This window comes from Robertmurraya sp. GLU-23 (genome assembly GCF_052983275.1).
Window position 1 is genome coordinate 537,905 of sequence record NZ_JBRKCV010000001.1, and the last position, 17,946, is coordinate 555,850.

At 37.1% G+C, this 17,946-nt stretch carries 19 protein-coding genes; 14 read left to right on the forward strand and 5 right to left on the reverse strand.

Annotation, left to right across the window (positions count from 1 at the left end; genetic code table 11):
• Nucleotides 1-25 precede the first annotated feature (25 nt).
• The 10 genes from panD (at nt 26) to ACVBAX_RS02820 (ending at nt 10,019) form a co-directional block, all read left to right on the forward strand.
• Nucleotides 26-409: an aspartate 1-decarboxylase gene (gene panD / locus ACVBAX_RS02775; RefSeq protein ID WP_430773043.1), complete on the forward strand. Its 384-nt coding sequence runs from the start codon at nt 26-28 to the stop codon at nt 407-409.
• 118 nt (nt 410-527) lie between these two features.
• On the forward strand, nt 528-3,326 hold the full coding sequence (gene dinG, locus ACVBAX_RS02780) for an ATP-dependent DNA helicase DinG (RefSeq protein ID WP_447115797.1): 2,799 nt from the start codon (nt 528-530) through the stop codon (nt 3,324-3,326).
• 77 nt (nt 3,327-3,403) lie between these two features.
• Nucleotides 3,404-4,258: an ATP-dependent DNA helicase gene (locus ACVBAX_RS02785; RefSeq protein WP_447115798.1), complete on the forward strand. Its 855-nt coding sequence runs from the start codon at nt 3,404-3,406 to the stop codon at nt 4,256-4,258.
• Nucleotides 4,259-4,436: 178 nt separating this feature from the next.
• Complete coding sequence (locus ACVBAX_RS02790; protein ID WP_119708921.1) at nt 4,437-4,607, forward strand: YpmA family protein; 171 nt, start codon at nt 4,437-4,439, stop codon at nt 4,605-4,607.
• Between the two features lie 15 nt (nt 4,608-4,622).
• Complete coding sequence (locus ACVBAX_RS02795; protein ID WP_430773046.1) at nt 4,623-5,096, forward strand: cell wall elongation regulator TseB-like domain-containing protein; 474 nt, start codon at nt 4,623-4,625, stop codon at nt 5,094-5,096.
• A 17-nt stretch (nt 5,097-5,113) separates the two neighbouring features.
• Nucleotides 5,114-6,304, forward strand: a complete 1,191-nt coding sequence (locus ACVBAX_RS02800) for a pyridoxal phosphate-dependent aminotransferase (protein WP_430773047.1) — start codon at nt 5,114-5,116, stop codon at nt 6,302-6,304.
• Between the two features lie 209 nt (nt 6,305-6,513).
• Nucleotides 6,514-7,809 (forward strand): asparagine--tRNA ligase, encoded by a 1,296-nt coding sequence (asnS, locus tag ACVBAX_RS02805; RefSeq protein ID WP_430773048.1) that lies wholly within the window; start codon nt 6,514-6,516, stop codon nt 7,807-7,809.
• 446 nt (nt 7,810-8,255) lie between these two features.
• On the forward strand, nt 8,256-8,963 hold the full coding sequence (locus tag ACVBAX_RS02810; protein ID WP_447115799.1) for a DnaD domain-containing protein: 708 nt from the start codon (nt 8,256-8,258) through the stop codon (nt 8,961-8,963).
• 62 nt (nt 8,964-9,025) lie between these two features.
• Nucleotides 9,026-9,694, forward strand: a complete 669-nt coding sequence (gene nth / locus ACVBAX_RS02815) for an endonuclease III (RefSeq protein ID WP_447115800.1) — start codon at nt 9,026-9,028, stop codon at nt 9,692-9,694.
• Nucleotides 9,681-10,019, forward strand: a complete 339-nt coding sequence (locus tag ACVBAX_RS02820) for a YpoC family protein (RefSeq protein ID WP_447115801.1) — start codon at nt 9,681-9,683, stop codon at nt 10,017-10,019. Before nth ends, ACVBAX_RS02820 begins: the two co-directional genes overlap by 14 nt.
• 12 nt (nt 10,020-10,031) lie before the next feature.
• On the opposite strand, the gene ACVBAX_RS02825 is transcribed toward ACVBAX_RS02820, so the two are convergent.
• Together ACVBAX_RS02825 and recU are read right to left on the reverse strand one after the other, a co-directional pair.
• Nucleotides 10,032-12,611, reverse strand: a complete 2,580-nt coding sequence (locus ACVBAX_RS02825) for a PBP1A family penicillin-binding protein (RefSeq protein ID WP_447115802.1) — start codon at nt 12,609-12,611, stop codon at nt 10,032-10,034.
• Nucleotides 12,612-12,670: 59 nt separating this feature from the next.
• Nucleotides 12,671-13,279 carry a Holliday junction resolvase RecU gene (gene recU / locus ACVBAX_RS02830; RefSeq protein ID WP_430773053.1) on the reverse strand — a complete coding sequence of 203 codons (609 nt, stop codon included), beginning with the start codon at nt 13,277-13,279 and terminating at the stop codon, nt 12,671-12,673.
• A gap of 167 nt (nt 13,280-13,446) precedes the next feature.
• Between recU and ACVBAX_RS02835 the strand changes: the two genes are divergently transcribed.
• The 3 genes from ACVBAX_RS02835 to ACVBAX_RS02845 all read left to right on the forward strand — a co-directional run bounded on the left by ACVBAX_RS02835 (nt 13,447) and on the right by ACVBAX_RS02845 (nt 15,399).
• Nucleotides 13,447-14,376 carry a DUF2515 domain-containing protein gene (locus ACVBAX_RS02835; protein WP_447115803.1) on the forward strand — a complete coding sequence of 310 codons (930 nt, stop codon included), beginning with the start codon at nt 13,447-13,449 and terminating at the stop codon, nt 14,374-14,376.
• 357 nt (nt 14,377-14,733) lie between these two features.
• On the forward strand, nt 14,734-14,964 hold the full coding sequence (locus tag ACVBAX_RS02840; RefSeq protein WP_430773055.1) for a hypothetical protein: 231 nt from the start codon (nt 14,734-14,736) through the stop codon (nt 14,962-14,964).
• Nucleotides 14,965-15,027: 63 nt separating this feature from the next.
• Nucleotides 15,028-15,399, forward strand: coding sequence for a YppE family protein (locus tag ACVBAX_RS02845; protein ID WP_430773056.1), 372 nt, complete (start codon nt 15,028-15,030; stop codon nt 15,397-15,399).
• A gap of 60 nt (nt 15,400-15,459) precedes the next feature.
• Here ACVBAX_RS02845 and yppF read toward each other — a convergent pair whose 3' ends face one another.
• Entirely contained in the window at nt 15,460-15,651 is a 192-nt protein-coding gene (gene yppF / locus ACVBAX_RS02850) for a YppF family protein (RefSeq protein ID WP_430773057.1), read from the reverse strand.
• Nucleotides 15,652-15,855: 204 nt separating this feature from the next.
• Between yppF and ACVBAX_RS02855 the strand changes: the two genes are divergently transcribed.
• The gene (locus ACVBAX_RS02855) at nt 15,856-16,458 is read left to right on the forward strand and encodes a YppG family protein (protein WP_447115804.1); all 603 of its coding nucleotides are present in this window, start codon (nt 15,856-15,858) and stop codon (nt 16,456-16,458) included.
• A gap of 50 nt (nt 16,459-16,508) precedes the next feature.
• On the opposite strand, the gene ACVBAX_RS02860 is transcribed toward ACVBAX_RS02855, so the two are convergent.
• Nucleotides 16,509-16,979, reverse strand: coding sequence for an Hsp20/alpha crystallin family protein (locus ACVBAX_RS02860; protein ID WP_447115805.1), 471 nt, complete (start codon nt 16,977-16,979; stop codon nt 16,509-16,511).
• A 128-nt stretch (nt 16,980-17,107) separates the two neighbouring features.
• Nucleotides 17,108-17,797, reverse strand: coding sequence for a Crp/Fnr family transcriptional regulator (locus tag ACVBAX_RS02865; protein ID WP_430773060.1), 690 nt, complete (start codon nt 17,795-17,797; stop codon nt 17,108-17,110).
• Between the last annotated feature and the right edge of the window lie 149 nt (nt 17,798-17,946).

Genomic DNA, 17,946 nt, shown 5'->3' on the forward strand with positions numbered 1-17,946 from the left:
GAGAAATAGGAGAGGAGAAATAACTATGTTTCGTACAATGATGAACGGAAAGATCCATCGAGCAAGAGTTACGGAAGCGAATTTAAATTATGTAGGAAGCATCACGATTGATACAGATATTTTAGATGCGGTAGGTATGGTTGCTAATGAAAAAGTTCAAATTGTGAATAATAATAATGGAGCTAGATTTGAAACATATATTATTCCTGGAACAAGAGGTAGTGGTGTTGTTTGCTTAAATGGAGCAGCAGCACGATTAGTCCAAGAAGGGGATGTAGTCATCATTATCTCATACGCAATAGTTGCAGAAGATAAGGTTGCCACCCACGAACCGAAAGTAGCCATTATGAATGAGCAAAATCAAATTGTAGAATTACTTCATGCCGAACCAGAAAGAACGATACGATAATTCCCCCTTCCACAGGGGGTTTTTTCATAGCCAAATGCAATTCAATCAATGGCTTCTACTTTTTCTTTTGGCTAATTTGTGTTACCGTTTGATTGAATGAATGTTCGAGGTGTGACGAATGACAAATCGTTTTGTAGTAGTAGATTTAGAAACCACAGGAAATTCACCGAAAAAAGGGGATAAAATAATTCAATTTGCCGCTGTAGTGGTAGAAAATGGCGAAATCAAAGAAACGTTTTCTTCTTTGGTAAGTTCAGATAAACCGATCCCTCTTTTTATCGAGGAGTTGACTGGTCTTAATAATGACATGTTAAAGGACGCGCCAACCTTTTCTGAGATAGCACCGAAAATTTTACACTTATTAGATGGCGCTTTTTTTGTCGCTCATAATGTTTTATTTGACCTTTCTTTTCTACAGGAAGAGTTAATTTATTCGGGGTATGAAGGATTTTTTGGACCAGTTATTGACACAGTTGAGCTCTCGAGAATTGTCTTTCCTACTGCTGATAGCTTTAAATTAACCGACCTTTCGATTCAAGAGGGGTTAGCACACGATCGCCCACATCAGGCTGATAGTGATGCATATGTAACAGCAGAGCTATTCCTTATTTTAATTAATTTGTTAAGGGATCTTCCTGAAGTCACTTTAAGACAACTCTTAAAGCTCGCTGGAGGCTTGAAAAGTGATATATCCTTGTTGCTAGATGAGTATGTACTAGGAAAGTCTAGTTCAAGAGACGTGATCCCTGAAGGACTAGAAATATTTCAGGGTCTTGTATTGAGGAAAAAAGAAGAGTTAGACGAGATAGAACATCCTACAGAGGGAATCTATCCGAGCACGACCCAAGAAAAAGAAGCAATGTTTCAAAAGGCATTTAAGGATTATGAGAAACGAGAAGGTCAGGTTCAAATGCTCGACCATGTGTATTCCGCTTTCCAAGAGGAGCGTCATGCCCTGATTGAAGCCGGAACTGGGGTCGGTAAATCATTGGGTTATTTGTTACCAGCAGCGATATTTGCCAACAACACAAATCATAAAATCGTGGTAAGTACGTACACGACCCAACTTCAGGAGCAGTTGCTAACAAAGGACATACCATTGCTAAAAAAAATGGTAGACTTCCCTATAGAAGTAGTTCTCTTAAAGGGGAGACACCATTATATAAGCCTAGAAAAGTTTCACCAAACTTTATACGAGGAAGAAGATAATTACGATACAAGCTTAACAAAGATGCAAATCTTAGTCTGGCTCACACAAACAATAACAGGTGATTATGAGGAACTGAACTTATCAAGTGGTGGTCTCCTTTACTGGAATCGTATAAAAAATGATAGTTCGTCCTTCGTGAAGGATCGTTCATGGCTATCTCACGATTTCTATTTTCTTACTAGACAACGGGTAAATGATGCAAAAATTATTATTACCAATCACTCATTGTTAATGGCTGACTTGAATGCAGAGCATAGTATCCTTCCTCCTTTTGAATTTGTCATTATCGATGAAGCTCATCATTTTGAAAAAGCTGTTGGGAAGAGTTTTAATCAATCTATTGATTATTTATCATTAAGAATGCTTATAAGTCAGTTTGGTAGTTCCGATCAAAGACAAACTTTCTATGAATTAGAGCAAATCTTTTTGAAATTGCCTATTGAAGACGACCATCAACTTTTGCACTCTTTTCAAGTAAATGAAATAATCGTTGAACTTCAGTTTGAATTAGACGACTTATTTAGAGCGATTGCGTTATTTGTAAAAAAGAACGCAAAAAAAGGAAACCAAAGATTGATTAAAAGAGTGACCCATGATGAATCAGCTAAAGAGTGGCACTCGGCGGTTGCATCTGCAGAGCGATGTCAGTTTTTATTGAAGGATTTATATGAGACCGTATGTAAATGGGTGGATGCTGTAAAAAGCCATCAACTTACCCTTGATGATCATCAAAAAATCACAATGAATGAAGTGATTTCGTTTTTAGATGAGATTGAACAGATCCGCAATCAAATGAAAAATCTGATTATTCAACCTCTACCTTCACATGTAACCTGGATTGAAATGGATGGAAGGGCAACGCAAAATTTAACTTCTATCTATTCTCAACCTGTAATTATCTCTGAATTTTTAAAGGAACATTTTTTTGATAAGAAAAAAAGTGCGATACTTACTTCTGCTACTATGACAGTAAATCAATCATTTGATTATGTTTTGGATTCATTAGGGCTTGGAAAAGAGAATTGTAGTACCCTGCATATTCCTTCTCCGTTTGCCTATAAAGAGCAGGTTCAAGTATTAATCCCGGAAGATTTACCAGAAATAAATAAGGGACCTTTATCAGATTATGTGGCAGCCATTACTGAACATATCATCTCAATTGCAGAAGCAACAAAGGGAAGAATGCTGATACTCTTTACTTCGTATGATATGTTAAAGAAAACGTATGACTTAATAAAAGAAAGTGGTTTATTAGATGACTATGTTCTATTTGCTCAAGGAATTACAAGTGGAAGTAGATCGAGACTGACTAGAAATTTTCAACGGTTTGAAAAATCTATCTTATTAGGAACAAGCAGTTTCTGGGAAGGGATTGATATACCAGGGGAAGCTCTAAGTTGCCTGATTATTGTTCGATTACCTTTCACACCTCCAGACGACCCAATTGCGGAAGCAAAAGGAGAATTAATTCAAGCAAAAGGTCAAAATGCGTTTTCAAAGCATTCATTACCTGAAGCAGTATTACGATTTAAACAAGGTTTTGGAAGGTTAATCAGAAAAAAAACAGATAGAGGTTTTGTTATCATTTTCGATCGTAGAATTGTGACAACCACGTATGGGAAGGCCTTTTTAAAATCGATTCCTACCGTTCCAGTAAAAACATTAGACATTAATGAAATGTTAACCATAATAGAAGAATGGCTTTAAATAACATGTCCCCTCTAAATGGATAAATTTTCTTAAACATCACAAACTACAATTTAGAGTATTAGGGGGGACGAATAATGAGTTTTATTTTTACGATCTGCCTGATTGTAGCAAATTGGTATTACATACCTGCGGATTCGCCGTTTATTCCTGCTGAAGTAGAAAGCATTGACTTGAACTTAAAAGATGATGAATTAGCCGTTACATTTTTGCCTTTAACAAATGGGGAAGCCACACTTATCCAAAATGGACAAGGAGAACATATCTTAGTTAATACAGGTCATCAAGATTCAGAGGAAGAACTAAAGCGCGTATTAAAACTGTATAAGGTTAATCATATTTCAACTATCATCTTAACGAGTCCGGAAGAAGGGTATGTTGGAAATTTAAATATGCTTGCTGAATTTTATGATGTAAAGCAGGTTATCACAAGCAAGTCTATTGCAGAAAAAATAGAAACGATAAAAACGGGAAGTAATGAGATACAGGATATTGGAATACATCTATGGGCACAGGGTACAAAGCAAATGCTTGTCGAAAATCTTGAAGCAGAAGTTTTATATAATGGTGCTTCTAAGGAAGAAGGCTTGGACCTTTCTTTCACATACAAGAGTAGCCGATTTCTCATTCTTACATCAATGACCGAGGAATCAAATCGTACGTTGTTAAAGTTTGATCTTTCAAATGTTAATATCGTCAAAATTCCACAATTTGCAGTGGAGAATTCCATAAATGAAAAATTATTAAGACATATGGATCCTCAATTGGCTGTCATATTTCAATCTAAGCATCTAGCTCCCCATCAGGATATATTAAAGCTACTTCAAGATATTTGGCTTGATGTTCATTACACTAAAATGCACGGAATTTTAACAATTAAATTCACTCCTAAGAACTATGAAATCATATCTATTTCCAAGTCAGAGGAATAAAAAAGTCCGCGCTTATACAGCGCGGGAAAATTGTGTGTGAACTAGAAAAAAATTTAATATCAATCGCTCAAAAGCTGTTATAATGTTTGATAAGAAATAAGCAGTTGCTTAAATATATTGTAACCTTTTCTGAAAAAGCTATTGCTAACAAATATTAGAGAATGGAGTGAAATATGTAGTGGAAAGTAAAATAGAGGTATTGTCAACTGTAAAGGTTGAGTATACATCAGACCTTTATAAGGTGGTCGATGCCTTAAATCGGACGTTAAAAAGAGAGAATTTAATGTTCGGTCTAGCTCTAGATCAACAAGATAACTCAAAAGCAGTATTTACTATTTATCGTACATAAAGTGGTGCTAAATTCATGAAGAAGTGGTTTTGGATAGCAATAATTGGAGTAATTATCCTCATCGGAATTATGATTAAAATATATTTAAACGCAACTGCGCCAATTGCTGATGCGGAAAGTCGTGCTACAGCAATCACTATGGAAGAAACGGAAATAACTGATATTACGGAATTTTCGCTATACCATGGATCGGATGCGTATTATGTTGTTCAAGGCAGCAACAAAGAAGGGGAAAAGCTGATTGCTTGGATTCCTGAAAAAGGTGGAAAAATAGTGGTCTTACCGGCAGAAGATGGAATCACAAAGTCTGAAGCGATTAATACTTTATCTAATGAAGTATCTCCCGACCAAATTATAGATGTTCGTTTAGGGATGGAAAAGAACAACCCACTTTGGGAAATTTACTATCGCTCAAACAACGATAAGATTAACTACTTCTATATTGATTTTGAAACAGGGGAAGAAGTTAGAGAAATAAAGAACTTATGATTTTGGAGGCAAAGAAAATGGGATTTGCATTAGCGAAAAGAGTAAAGGCATTAACACCATCGACAACTTTAGCAATTACTGCAAAGGCAAAAGCATTAAAGGAAGAAGGCCATGATGTGATTGGATTAGGTGCTGGTGAGCCAGATTTTAATACGCCACAGCATATCATTGATGCTGCTGTGGCATCAATGAATGAAGGTCAAACAAAGTACACTCCTTCTGCAGGGTTGCCAAAGCTTTTAGCTGCGATTGCGACAAAGTTTAAAGAAGATCAAGGCATTGACTATTCAGCAAAAGAAATCATTGTTACCAATGGAGCAAAACACGCTCTTTATACACTTTTTCAAGTTATCTTAGACGAGGGGGATGAAGTCATCATCCCAACTCCTTACTGGGTAAGTTACCCTGAACAAGTAAAGTTAGCTGGAGGACAACCAGTTTATATCGATGGACTTGAAGAAAATGAGTTTAAAATTACACCTGCTCAATTATCTGACGCCATTACAGAAAAGACAAAAGCGGTAATTATCAATTCTCCAAGTAATCCAACGGGAATGTTGTATACAGAAAAGGAGCTATTTGAGCTAGGGCAAATTTGTTTGCAAAAAAATGTATTAATCGTTTCTGACGAGATTTATGAAAAGCTTGTTTACGGAGAAAATAAACATATTTCTATTGCTCAATTATCACCTGAATTAAAAGAACAAACGATTATTATTAATGGCGTGTCGAAGTCACATTCCATGACAGGATGGAGAATTGGATACGCAGCAGGAAATCGTGAAATTATTGCTGCCATGACCAATCTTGCTAGTCATAGTACATCAAACCCTACGACAACTGCTCAGTTTGGTGCAATTGCGGCATATAACGGTTCACAGGAACCTGTTTCTGAAATGAAAAAGGCTTTTGAAGAGCGCTTAAACATTATTTTTGATCAGCTATTACAAATCCCAGGCTTTACCTGTGTGAAGCCACAAGGTGCATTTTATCTATACCCAAATGCAAGCAAAGCGGCTCAAGCCTGTGGATATGATTCAGTAGACGGATTTGTGGAAGGTTTACTTGAGGAGGCAAAGGTCGCGGTTGTTCCAGGTTCTGGTTTCGGAACACCTGATAATATTCGCCTCTCGTATGCGACGTCATTAAACCAGTTAGAAGAAGCTATTAAACGTATGAAAACCTTTGTAGAAAATAAAATGGCTTAACATAATGAAACAGAGTGCCAAGGCATTCTGTTTTTTCTTTGATATAAACTTGATAGTCTATATTTCGAATTGTATAATGAGATGGGACTTTACGCATTTCAAACGAAGTTTAAACTGTTAAAGAGAAGTTGATACTTACTTATAGGTGTTATAAACATATATTTTATACATACTTTTAGCTTCTTTTTAGATTTTTGGAGGGAATTGTCGTGAATAAAACAACTATTTCACAAGTTCACAAATATGTTGGAGAAGATGTTAAAATCGGAGCTTGGATTGCTAATAAGCGTTCTAGTGGAAAAATAGCTTTCCTTCAGCTTCGCGATGGGACAGGCTTCATTCAAGGTGTTGTTGTTAAAGCAGAAGTAGATGAAGAAGTATTTCAGCAAGCAAAAGGAATCACGCAAGAATCCTCTGTATATGTGACAGGAACGGTACAAAAAGATGAGCGTTCTCCATTCGGCTATGAGCTGCAAGTTAAAGGAATTGATGTGATTCATCAATCCGTTGACTATCCAATTACACCAAAGGAACATGGAACAGAGTTCTTAATGGATAATAGACATCTTTGGTTACGTTCTAAACGTCAGCATGCGGTGATGAAGGTTCGTAATGAAATTATCCGAGCTACGTATGAGTTTTTTAATGAGCAAGGATTTTCAAAGGTGGACCCTCCGATTTTAACAGGTAGTGCACCTGAGGGGACAACGGAATTATTTGCAACAAAGTACTTTGACGAGGATGCTTATCTTTCACAAAGTGGACAGTTATATATGGAAGCTGCAGCCATGGCGCTAGGTAAGGTTTTTTCGTTTGGACCTACTTTCCGGGCAGAAAAATCAAAGACTCGCCGACACTTAATTGAGTTTTGGATGATTGAACCTGAAATGGCATTTGTGGAGTTTGAAGAAAACTTAGAAGTACAAGAACAATATGTGTCACATATTGTTCAATCTGTTTTGAAAAACTGCCAATTAGAATTGAAGACATTAGGTAGAGAGACAGAGAAGCTCGAGAAAATTCAAGCACCTTTCCCTAGAATTAGTTATGATGATGCCATTAAATTCTTACACGAGAAGGGCTTCACAGATATTTCTTGGGGTGATGATTTTGGTGCACCTCATGAGACGGCGATTGCAGAGAGCTATGATAAGCCTGTATTTATTACCCACTATCCGACAACTTTAAAGCCATTTTATATGCAGCCACATCCAAACCGTGATGATGTTGTTTTATGTGCAGATTTAATTGCTCCAGAAGGATATGGAGAAATTATCGGTGGGTCAGAGCGTATTCATGATCATGAGCTTTTAAAGCAACGCTTAACGGATCATGGACTAGCTTTAGAAGCGTATGAATGGTACTTACAATTAAGAGAATTTGGTTCTGTTCCGCATTCAGGATTCGGTCTTGGGTTAGAAAGAACAGTAGCTTGGATAAGTGGTGTCGAGCATGTTAGAGAAACCATTCCATTCCCACGTTTATTAAACCGCTTGTATCCTTAATCAAAGAAGAAGCTCGCTTATGTGAGCTTTCAGATTGTCGACAAAAGGTAGTGAGAATCACTTCTCGCTACCTTTTGTCATTTTTTTGTTTGAAAATGGTGGGAAAAGGCTGATTTCCGCTCCGGGCGCTTGCTTTCCGGGGGGCGGGCGGTGAGCCTCCTCATCGCTTTGCTCTTGCGGGGTCTCACCTGTCCCGCTGGATCCCCCAGGAGTCAAGCACCCTCCGCTCCAATCAGCAGGTATACTCTTAAAACTTTGAGACCCTGGACTGAGCGTAGCGAGGGAAGCGGCTCGGCCCTGCCCGCGGAAAGCGTCCAGCCGCAGCGGAAATCACACCTTACTAGTACCTACTTCCTTTTATTTTGGTCTAGTATATATTTGGCAATCACTGAAAGTTCCTTACTGAACATCTTACTTCATGTTATACTAAAGGGGAGGTGTCTTGAATGAAAGAGAATATGCTTGATTGGATGAAACTAGGGAATACCACAATCCCTAATGCTCTATTAACTTCTTATAAACTTCTTAATATTGATGAACTTGAATTATTACTATTAATTCACGTATATAGTTTTACCGAAAGAGGCAATGGTTTTCCAACCCCGAATGAGATATCTTCTCTAATGACAATTACCAGCACTCAGTGCTCAGATATGCTTCGCCGACTTATTCAAAAGGGACTCATTGAGATTGAAGATGGGCATTCGAGCGATGGAATTCGTTTTGAGAAATATTCTCTGGATCCTCTATGGGATAAGCTTTTAGATGTTTTTCTACAACAGAAAAAAGCCAAAGTTTTTATGGAGCAACAAACAGTAGAAACGGATGTGTATACATGCTTTGAACAGGAATTTGGTAGACCATTATCGCCATTTGAGTGCGAGACCCTTGCTCTCTGGATGGATGATGATCGGCATGACCCTGTGATTATTAAGGCAGCATTAAAGGAAGCTGTTATTTCAGGTAAGTTGAATTTCAGATATATTGATCGCATTCTTTTTGAGTGGAAAAAGAACGGAATCAAAACCGTTGATCAGGCAAAAAATTATGGAAAAAGATTTAGGCCACATCAATCACAAGCGAAAAATAAACAAATTGATCGACCAGAAAATAAAACCGAACCTATTCCATTTTATAATTGGCTTGAACAATAAATCGTGCAAGAGAGCATAGTCTCTCATTTTTTTTACATTTTTTTGAAAGTTGAGTGGATGAAATGCTGAATAAAGAGCAAATAAGATTTTGTTTGGATACGATGGGTGAAATGTTTCCTGAAGCGCATTGTGAATTAAATCATTCAAATGCTTTTGAACTTGTGATAGCAGTGGCATTATCTGCCCAATGTACAGATGTACTTGTAAACAAGGTAACAAAAACTTTGTTTGAAAAATATAAAACTCCAGAAGATTATTTGAAAGTTTCACTTGAAGAATTCCAAAATGACATCAGGTCAATTGGTCTCTTTCGAAATAAAGCAAAAAATATCCAAAAGCTCTCTCAACTTCTACTAGATGAGTACAATGGGGAAGTACCTATGGATCGCGATGAGCTAACCAAGCTTCCTGGTGTTGGTAGAAAAACAGCTAACGTAGTCGTGTCAGTTGCTTTTGGTATACCAGCCATTGCGGTGGATACTCATGTTGAAAGAGTGAGTAAAAGACTGGCCATATGTCGTTGGAAGGATTCTGTACTAGAAGTTGAGAAAACACTAATGAAAAAAGTACCGAGGGAAGAGTGGTCAGTAACCCACCACCGAATGATTTTCTTTGGCAGATATCATTGCAAAGCACAAAACCCTCAGTGTCCAAGCTGTCCTTTACTAAACTTATGCCGAGAAGGAAAAAAGAGAATGAAAGGTCAACTGGTAGTTCATGAGCAAAAATGATATTCAAATTGGATTTCGAGAGTGGAAAAATATAGAGAGACAGATTGAGGAGCTTATTAAAATTAGAGAAAAACAAGAAACGGCTAGGCTCATGGATAAAGGCTTATCTGTATTTCATGAAATGTTACTATTAATAAATAATATGGAACCTATACCTGATAATGTTTCATGGAAAGAAGTGAAAATTAAGCCCATTAATGTCGAGGAAAGATTGAGTTTTATCCAGGGGCGACGGGGTTCTTTCCACTCTTATAAGCAATTAGTAGAGCTCTTTAAAGAACTGGAAAAACAATACGCAAAAAAGGCATCTTTAGAAAAATACTAAAGATGCCTTTTTTTAATTATTACCTGATCCTTGATTGTTAGTATTACCAGTATTTCCTGTACTAGTATTCCCGTTACCATTACCAGTTCCAGTACCAGTACCAGTATTTCCAGTATTGGAATTACCGCCTGTTTCTCCCGTTTCGGTAGTTCCCTCGTCGGTACCTTCCTCATTTTCGGTTTCTTCCTCTTCCACCTCTTGTTCTTCTTCCTCTTGAGGAATCACTACTTCTATGGTTGTAGTAACTGCTTCACTTAGCTGAGTATCACGAACGGCAATTACCTTGAAGGTATAATAGCCAGGTGTTTCTGCTTTTAAGCGAACCTGCTTCTCTGCAGTGGTGTTTAGAAGTTGTTCTCCACCATCATTTAAGGATCCGTATAACTGGAATTGCACGCCTTCCGCATTGTCACCGCTGTATTCCCAAGTTACAAGAAGTTCCTTCGTCGCTTCATCAAGAGTAACTTTTAAATTGCTAGGTGCTGAAGGCTTATCATATTTATTTGATACTTGTTTTGGTGCACTTCCTTTAACTGCATACTCAATGATTACTTGATCATTAGGAGTATATTCGCTTGCTAGTTTTGCAGGGAATGTCCCTTTTTCAATTCGTACTTTTTCTACACTGTTAGGTACTGCAAAGTCAGCCGTTTCTTTTCCTTGAGATACTTGGGTCATAAGGTTTTTAAAGATTAACTGAGAGATTTTCTGTTCGTCGCTTGTTAGCCAATTTTTTGTACGATCATCATATCCTGTCCAGACCGCCGCTGTGTAGTTGGTTGTGTAACCAACAAACCAAGAATCAGGAACAGCACCGGTTGGGATACCATATTTGTCTTTTTCTGCCTTAGGATAGTTCGTTGTTCCTGTTTTACCAGCGACTGCAAGGCCGTCTACTCTGGCACGAGAACCCGTACCGTAAGTTAAAACATCCTTTAACATATCAGTGATCATAAATGCCGTATAATCTTTCATAACCACTTCAGTTTCAGGTTTTAAATCAAGCTTTGTTCCATCACGAAGTTCAATCGTAACGACGGAATATGGTTCTGTGTAAAAGCCGTTATTTCCAAATGCGCTATATGCACCCGCCATCTGGAGGGAGGAAACGCCTTTATCGGCTCCACCTAATCCACCAATGGAATAGGATTCTGTTAACTCACTAACAGGTATTCCTAGTTTCGCGCCGAATTCTTTTGATTTATCAAGCCCAACTTCTTGCATCGCTTTTAAGGCAGGTATGTTACGTGAAAGAGCAAGAGCTGTTCTCATCGTCATCGAGCCCATATGCTTGTTATCCCAGTTATTTATTTCTTGCCCGCTTGAATACGTATATGGTTCATCCACTAATGTCTGATACGTTCCCCAATTCAAGTATTCAATCGCAGGACCGTAGTCTAAAACCGGTTTAATAGTCGATCCAGGCTGACGTCTAGGGTCAGTGGCGTAGTTAAATCCGAATGTTTGTGTTTGGTTTCTTCCACCACCGAGTGCACGAATGGCGCCCGTTTTTGTATCTAGTAAGGTGATCCCTGCTTGGAATTTTTCATCAGGGAATTCCACAATTTCATTGCCATCAAGAATTTGTTCTACATATTCTTGAGCACTTGTATCTAATGTTGTGTAAATTTTTAAGCCTTCAGAGAACGGATCAAGATCAGGATACTTTTCTTCAATTTCTTTAATAACCTGTCCTACAAAGGAGTCATAGGCAATTTCCCCATTGGTCTCGCGTTTGTCTTCTGGGACAAGTGCAGCAGATACATCAACCGATTGTGCAGCTACCATCTCTTCCTCTGTAATATAGCCGTGTTGATTCATTAAAGAGAGAACAATATCCCTACGTTTTTTAGCCTTTTCAGGATATTTGAAAGGGTCGTAATTTGCTGGACTTTGTGGTAAACCAGCTAATAATGCTGCTTCATCTAATGTAAGCTCATCTAAGGATTTATCGTAATAGGTTTTCGCAGCTGTGGCAACACCGTGTCCGCCACTACCCATCCAGTTTTTATTTACGTAAATTTCAAAGATTTCTTCCTTTGTATACTGTTGTTCTAGCTGAAAAGAAAGCCATGCTTCTTGTGCTTTACGTGAAAGAGTTTTTTCATGAGTTAAGAAGGAATTTTTTACAACCTGCTGTGTAATCGTACTAGCTCCTTCAGAACCGAAGCCGTCGGTGACGTTCGCGATAACCGCGCCACCTAAACGAATCAAGTCAATTCCATTATGTTCAAAAAAGCGAGAGTCTTCCGTTGCAATAAAAGCGTCTCTAACCGTTTCCGGTATATCTTCATAATTTACATAGTCCCTTTTTACGGACCCAATCTCTGTGAAAGGATCTCCGTTCATATCAAAGACTTGGGAGGAAATCGGATCCTTTAAAAGTGCTTCATCAAGTTCTGGAGTGTCTTTAATCATATATGCAAATGTAGCAGCACCGACAACAATCCCTGTAATTCCAAGTGCGACAAGGATAAGAAAAATCTTCATGAACAATCCTTTTGTAGGCTTTTTGCCTTTTTTCTTATTAGATTGTTTCTGCTTTTCTAACTGTTTGCGGCGCTCCTCTCTAGATTGATATTGCTCTGCCATATTTGTTTCCTTCCTTTCTTACTAAAAAAGCTTCCTTTCCCTTAAGAAAAAGATAAAAATTAGAGATTATATAAACAATCTATTTTCTTAATATAGTCAATTCTGGGGCGAAAGCCAAGTGAAATAAGATGTGCTGTCGAAAGTAACTCCTCTTTTGTAATCGACTTTCGGCCTCCTTCTTTCATACGCTCCCAATACGATAACAATTGCTTTGCTTCTAACAGAAATACTTCTTCTGTACTTGAAAAACGAAGAATAACAAAGCAAATTCCATCTTGTTGAATGACTTTTTCCATGTGCTGAATTTGGTGCGCATGAAAATTTTGTAGGGGAAAAGAAGTTAAATTTTTTGTTTCCTTTGCTTCAAAATCAATGTATTTCCCCTTATATACGCCGTTGTAATCAGTTGTAGAGGCTTGCTTGAAGTAGGCTTCTTTTATTACAGCAGCACTTCTTTTTGGATAATTTACCTCTACAATTTGAACCGGTGTTGGTTTTTTATGAATAACGGCAATATTATTTAACAAGTAAAATTCATTTGTTTCGTTTAAATCCTCCTCTAACGTCATTCCTCGGTTGCTATAGGTTGGGTCCTTTCGTGTCTTCACTGTTTGACTGGTGCTTAACTGATTCATAAACTTTTTTCCATTTGGATAATGAATATTCATTTTTTAACACCTCTTTAACTACACTATCATACCAAAATTGGCTCCATATAGGGTGAATAAAAACTACTGATTAACGAATTATAACGTAAGATAGCATTTGAAGGGAGTAAAAAGATATCAAAAATACCTTTAATCATTTTGATGAGCAGCAATTGGTTACAGAAATAATGAAAAAAGTTGAGTCGAGTAATATTGACAATATTTCAAGAACCGATGCGTATTTTACGTATTTTTTAAATCACTCGGATATTCTTTGGTCCTTTTTAGCAAGTATGGTGTCAAGAAATGCTGGCTGGAATATGTGTGACTTAGAAGGTAAGTGGTTTCCTCAGGCTTTAGAAGCAGAAACCAGAAAACAATTGTATTTAACCTATGAACGAGCGAATTGGTTAATTTTTCAGGATGCCTACCCCCAATTGTTGCTGTATGAATATTCGACGAAACTAAATACTCCGATGTTTCACTTATTGCGATATTTTCATGTCTCGTCTTTTATGATTAATGAATGGGCGTATTATTGGAGGGAGAAAGATAAAAGAAGACTGATGACGGCACTCATCATCAATGAGCAAAATGTCATTCAAAAACCAGTCATTGAGCATCCAATCTATAATAAAAAAGTGTTTCACTCAATTCTCTTTGCTTTTCAGGATTATCTTCATTTTAGTGCCGTTTTATTTCCTACTCATCATGGAGAGCTTTATGGAGCAAGTGTATTTGGCTTTCAAGAGGTGGATAACCGAATTGATTTAGGTAAAAGATTAGCTGATATTCTGTTTGATCCCGAAATATTCTCGAAGGTCTTTCATTTTGCAAAAACAACGGAACACACGGGGTCGAGGCATGATTACGAACAATTTATGAAAAACAAGGAAGAAACTACTCCCGTCTTAAGAGAAACCTACCCAGTTATTAAACACCATATCCATCTTCCGAATGAGTGGACAAAACTGCCTCGTGTGAAAAATAAATGGTTCAATACGGAGATTACTCACCGACACCCATGGGAAATGACTCATTGGTACTCCAACAAACAGAAACAAATTCGTTTTTTTATTATGTGTTATAAGTTACTTCAATTGAAGAAACGGATATAAAAAGCAAGAATCCTCTTAGATTCTTGCTTTTTATATCTTTATGTTGAAGGACGGTCAATACCTTCAAGCTTTTTATCTCCGTACCCAGGTTTTGTTTCTTCCAGCTTTTTCGGTTGAGTATTTTCTTTTTCATTGTTTTGATTTCTCTTCTTCATTCTTTACCACCTCCGAGATTAGTTTGTTTCATCCTTCATTTTTTCATTCATGTCGAAACCTAGTTGGGAGAACAAAAATTTTACACTTCTTTTGGCGAATTGCTTCTAGTTTTGTCATAAGGGAAGGAGGTTTGAAGAAGACAAAGAATAAGTACAAAAGAGATTTACTTAGAGCTGAAAAATATTCTTGGAGGGATGTTCGATGATTCTAAAATCAGATATTTTACAAATGCTTTCTGAAATACAAAATGATCTTGTGGAACTAGAGAAATCCATTGATTTTAAATTGCCAGATGTAGAATCAGATATGTTAAAGCAACAACAAAAAAGCTTATGGAAAACGGAAAACCGCTATTATATACTAGAGGGGAAATTCAATTTAGCCCAAAATAAGTCTACTAATGATAGACAACATAAGAGAACGACTGCTTAAACTTTTCAATTTTCTCGTTTATCCTTTATAGTAGGGGTATATGTGATAAAGGAGCATGGCAACTTGGATAATCTTTCAATGTTAGAACAATTAAATGAACGTTTGTACGGATACACAAAGGAAATAGAAGATACATTTCTATCCGTGAAGATGTCAGGTGAGAAGGGTGACTTTTTTACCCAAGTTAAACCATTTGCTGACGAAGTAAAAGAGGTGGTTGATCACTGGAGAAAGGAATCGGTGGCTTGGATTGGGGAAAACCGACCGAAGAATCTTCATATTGCTCAAATTGAATCGGCAGCGGAACAAATGGAAATGATTTCTGTACAAGCCTTTTTTCCGGAAACAAGTCGAACAAGATTCATAAATTACCTTCAATCTGTAAGATATGTGTTAACCGTATTACGAACAAATATAAATCAATATGAAACATAAAAAGTAGCACACTCGCCATTTCGGAGAGGTGCTACTTTTTTAACATTTTACGAATGTATTTTATAAAGATGATTCAAGTTCAGGGGTTTTTGCACCTAGTGTTTCAAGTTCATAAACAAGATTACGGTATTCACAAGTAGTTATTTCATTGTAAATATAACATTTCTTAACAAAGTCTAATAACTCGTTTACGTCTTGTGTTTCGTATTTTTTAATTGATTGGAAATGATTTTTTAATTCTTGAATATTCACCTAAATTCCCCCTCTATATAGGTTGTTTCTTCTCTATTATCGTATCATGTGGAGGCACAAACTGATGTTTTTTTAAATATTGAGACTTCCGACACCGTTAGACAAAAATGGTGATTTATAGCAGATGTTTTATTCTTTATTCACCATCTAGGCGGATGAAACATAAATTATAGCAGTGAATATAAGAAAGGAGGTTGTGTGCCCTTGTTCGGTCAAAGATATAATCGATCAAGATATAATCGTCCACAATTTCAACCGATGATGAATGAAGCCTATCCTTATATGTGGGGAAATGAAGCAGTCCATACTCGGCCAGAGGCATACGCCAACTACTTTGAACAACCTATGAATGTTCCTATGTACAATATGAACTACTCTGGACCGGTACAAAATGGTTATAATTATTTTCCTAATGAATCCTTTTATGGCCCAGCATATCCATACGGTGGGGGAGGATTTCAGGGACAGGGTTTTGATTATCCATATCAGGGAAATCAACCTTACTCACAAGAAAAGAAGCATAAGCTTTCGGAAGCCGTTCTTCATAATCCTCTTCAAGAACCTGAAATATCGTATCACAATCAATTTGCGTATGGTCAATTTAGCCAACCATTTTCACATCCTTATCCTAAGCAATCTGCTATACCAAGGCCGCCAACTGGTGTGAAATCAATAATGAACTCTTTTAAAACACAAGATGGAACATTTGACGTTAACAAAATGGTTGATACAGCTGGTCAGATGATGAATGCAGTCACCCAAGTCTCTTCGATGGTAAAGGGTCTTGGAGGCATGTTTAAGGTATAGGGGTGCCCTATACCTTTTTATACGGAAAAAAAAAGCAGAATAAAGTCTGCTTAGTCATTAATAATATTAATTTTCTTTCCAGGCAGCTTCGGCACAATAATTGTTAGCAAGCCATCATGGTAAGAGGCCTTCACCTTTTTTTCGTTTATTGGCTGGGGAAGAGTAATAGTTCTACTCATTTGTTGCATTTTATTTTTCCTACTATAGACCTTATGAACCTCATCTTCTTCAATAATCACTTCTCCATTTTTTACTGTAATCGACAGTGTGTTATTAAGGACATCGATACTAATTTGTTCCTTTTTAATACCTGGAAGTTCAGCAACAATATGATGCTCTCTGTCGTAACTTTTCACAGAAACGGGAAAGGTCGCAAACGGAAGGTTGAAGAACTCATCAATGCTTTGTAAAAAACCTCTGACTGGTCTTTCTTGAAAAAAGTCATTCATCGCTTTGGCAATCTCTCCGAACGGTTCAGGACGATCGTTACGATTTGGTTTATTTGGCAAATTATTAGACATGATCCTACCCCTCTCTATATGATTCTCCCTAACAGATTATGCAATTTCGATATAGGCGGTTCATCCTTTTGTAACAGCTAAGAAAATAGAAAAATGGACGCATACCAACATGTATGCGTCCACTTTTATTAAATTAATTCCTCGAGTAGTTCATCGAGGACAAAAGTCATGGTACCGTTGCCATCTACTTCAATAAGCTCGTCTTTTTTCATTTTGGTGAGAGTACGGCTAACGGTTTCGCGTGTCGTTCCAATCATATTGGCTAAATCTTTATTAGTAAATTCAGCATTTAGCGTAAAGATTCCATTTGTTTCTTTACCATGTAATTTTGCCAACCGGATCAGTAGCTTAATTATTTGTTCATATGTATTATTAAGGATTTGTTCTTCTAACCGGTCTTGAAGGTCGACAATTTTCTCGCTTAATACGTTAAATACTTTAATACAAAGAGTAGGATTCTCAATAAGGACCTTTTCAAATGGTAAGATAGGAACCACTACTAAGGTTGTAGCCTCCAATACTTCTGCATACGCAGGGTATCCCCCTTTTCGAAAGAAACCAACATGTGGGAACATTTCACCCTTTTTTAAAATCGCAACGATTTGTTCTTTCCCGTTAATATCACTTTTATATATCTTTACTTTTCCAGAGTGGATAAAATATACGTTTTCAAGGGGATCATCCTGCATAAAAACATGACTACCACGATTCCAATCTCTTGAAATAGATATATCAATAATTTTTTGAAGCTCATCTTCGTCTAAGCTTCGAAATAAAGAGAACTCAGATAATACTTTTTTAATTTCAGTACTTTTCATTCCTACACACCTCAATCTTAGCAATAACCTAGTTTCTATTTTACCAAAAATCCAAAGCTGAAAGAATAGATGGGTGGGAAACATTGTTATTTTTAAACAGTACTTTAATTACGAACGTTTATTCGGTATGATAGAGTTATAGAGGTGAT

Bases quoted from the DNA above. Each gene is read 5' to 3' on its own strand.
- ACVBAX_RS02785 (WP_447115798.1), top strand. From the start codon at position 3,404: ATGAGTTTTATTTTTACGATCTGCCTGATTGTAGCAAATTGGTATTAC.
- dinG (WP_447115797.1), top strand. From the start codon at position 528: ATGACAAATCGTTTTGTAGTAGTAGATTTAGAAACCACAGGAAATTCA.
- ACVBAX_RS02840 (WP_430773055.1), top strand. From the start codon at position 14,734: ATGATTCTAAAATCAGATATTTTACAAATGCTTTCTGAAATACAAAAT.
- ACVBAX_RS02860 (WP_447115805.1), bottom strand. From the start codon at position 16,979: ATGTCTAATAATTTGCCAAATAAACCAAATCGTAACGATCGTCCTGAA.
- ACVBAX_RS02800 (WP_430773047.1), top strand. From the start codon at position 5,114: ATGGGATTTGCATTAGCGAAAAGAGTAAAGGCATTAACACCATCGACA.
- ACVBAX_RS02810 (WP_447115799.1), top strand. From the start codon at position 8,256: ATGAAAGAGAATATGCTTGATTGGATGAAACTAGGGAATACCACAATC.
- ACVBAX_RS02835 (WP_447115803.1), top strand. From the start codon at position 13,447: ATGAAAAAAGTTGAGTCGAGTAATATTGACAATATTTCAAGAACCGAT.
- ACVBAX_RS02795 (WP_430773046.1), top strand. From the start codon at position 4,623: ATGAAGAAGTGGTTTTGGATAGCAATAATTGGAGTAATTATCCTCATC.
- recU (WP_430773053.1), bottom strand. From the start codon at position 13,279: ATGAATATTCATTATCCAAATGGAAAAAAGTTTATGAATCAGTTAAGC.
- ACVBAX_RS02820 (WP_447115801.1), top strand. From the start codon at position 9,681: ATGAGCAAAAATGATATTCAAATTGGATTTCGAGAGTGGAAAAATATA.
- ACVBAX_RS02865 (WP_430773060.1), bottom strand. From the start codon at position 17,797: ATGAAAAGTACTGAAATTAAAAAAGTATTATCTGAGTTCTCTTTATTT.
- nth (WP_447115800.1), top strand. From the start codon at position 9,026: ATGCTGAATAAAGAGCAAATAAGATTTTGTTTGGATACGATGGGTGAA.
- panD (WP_430773043.1), top strand. From the start codon at position 26: ATGTTTCGTACAATGATGAACGGAAAGATCCATCGAGCAAGAGTTACG.
- ACVBAX_RS02825 (WP_447115802.1), bottom strand. From the start codon at position 12,611: ATGGCAGAGCAATATCAATCTAGAGAGGAGCGCCGCAAACAGTTAGAA.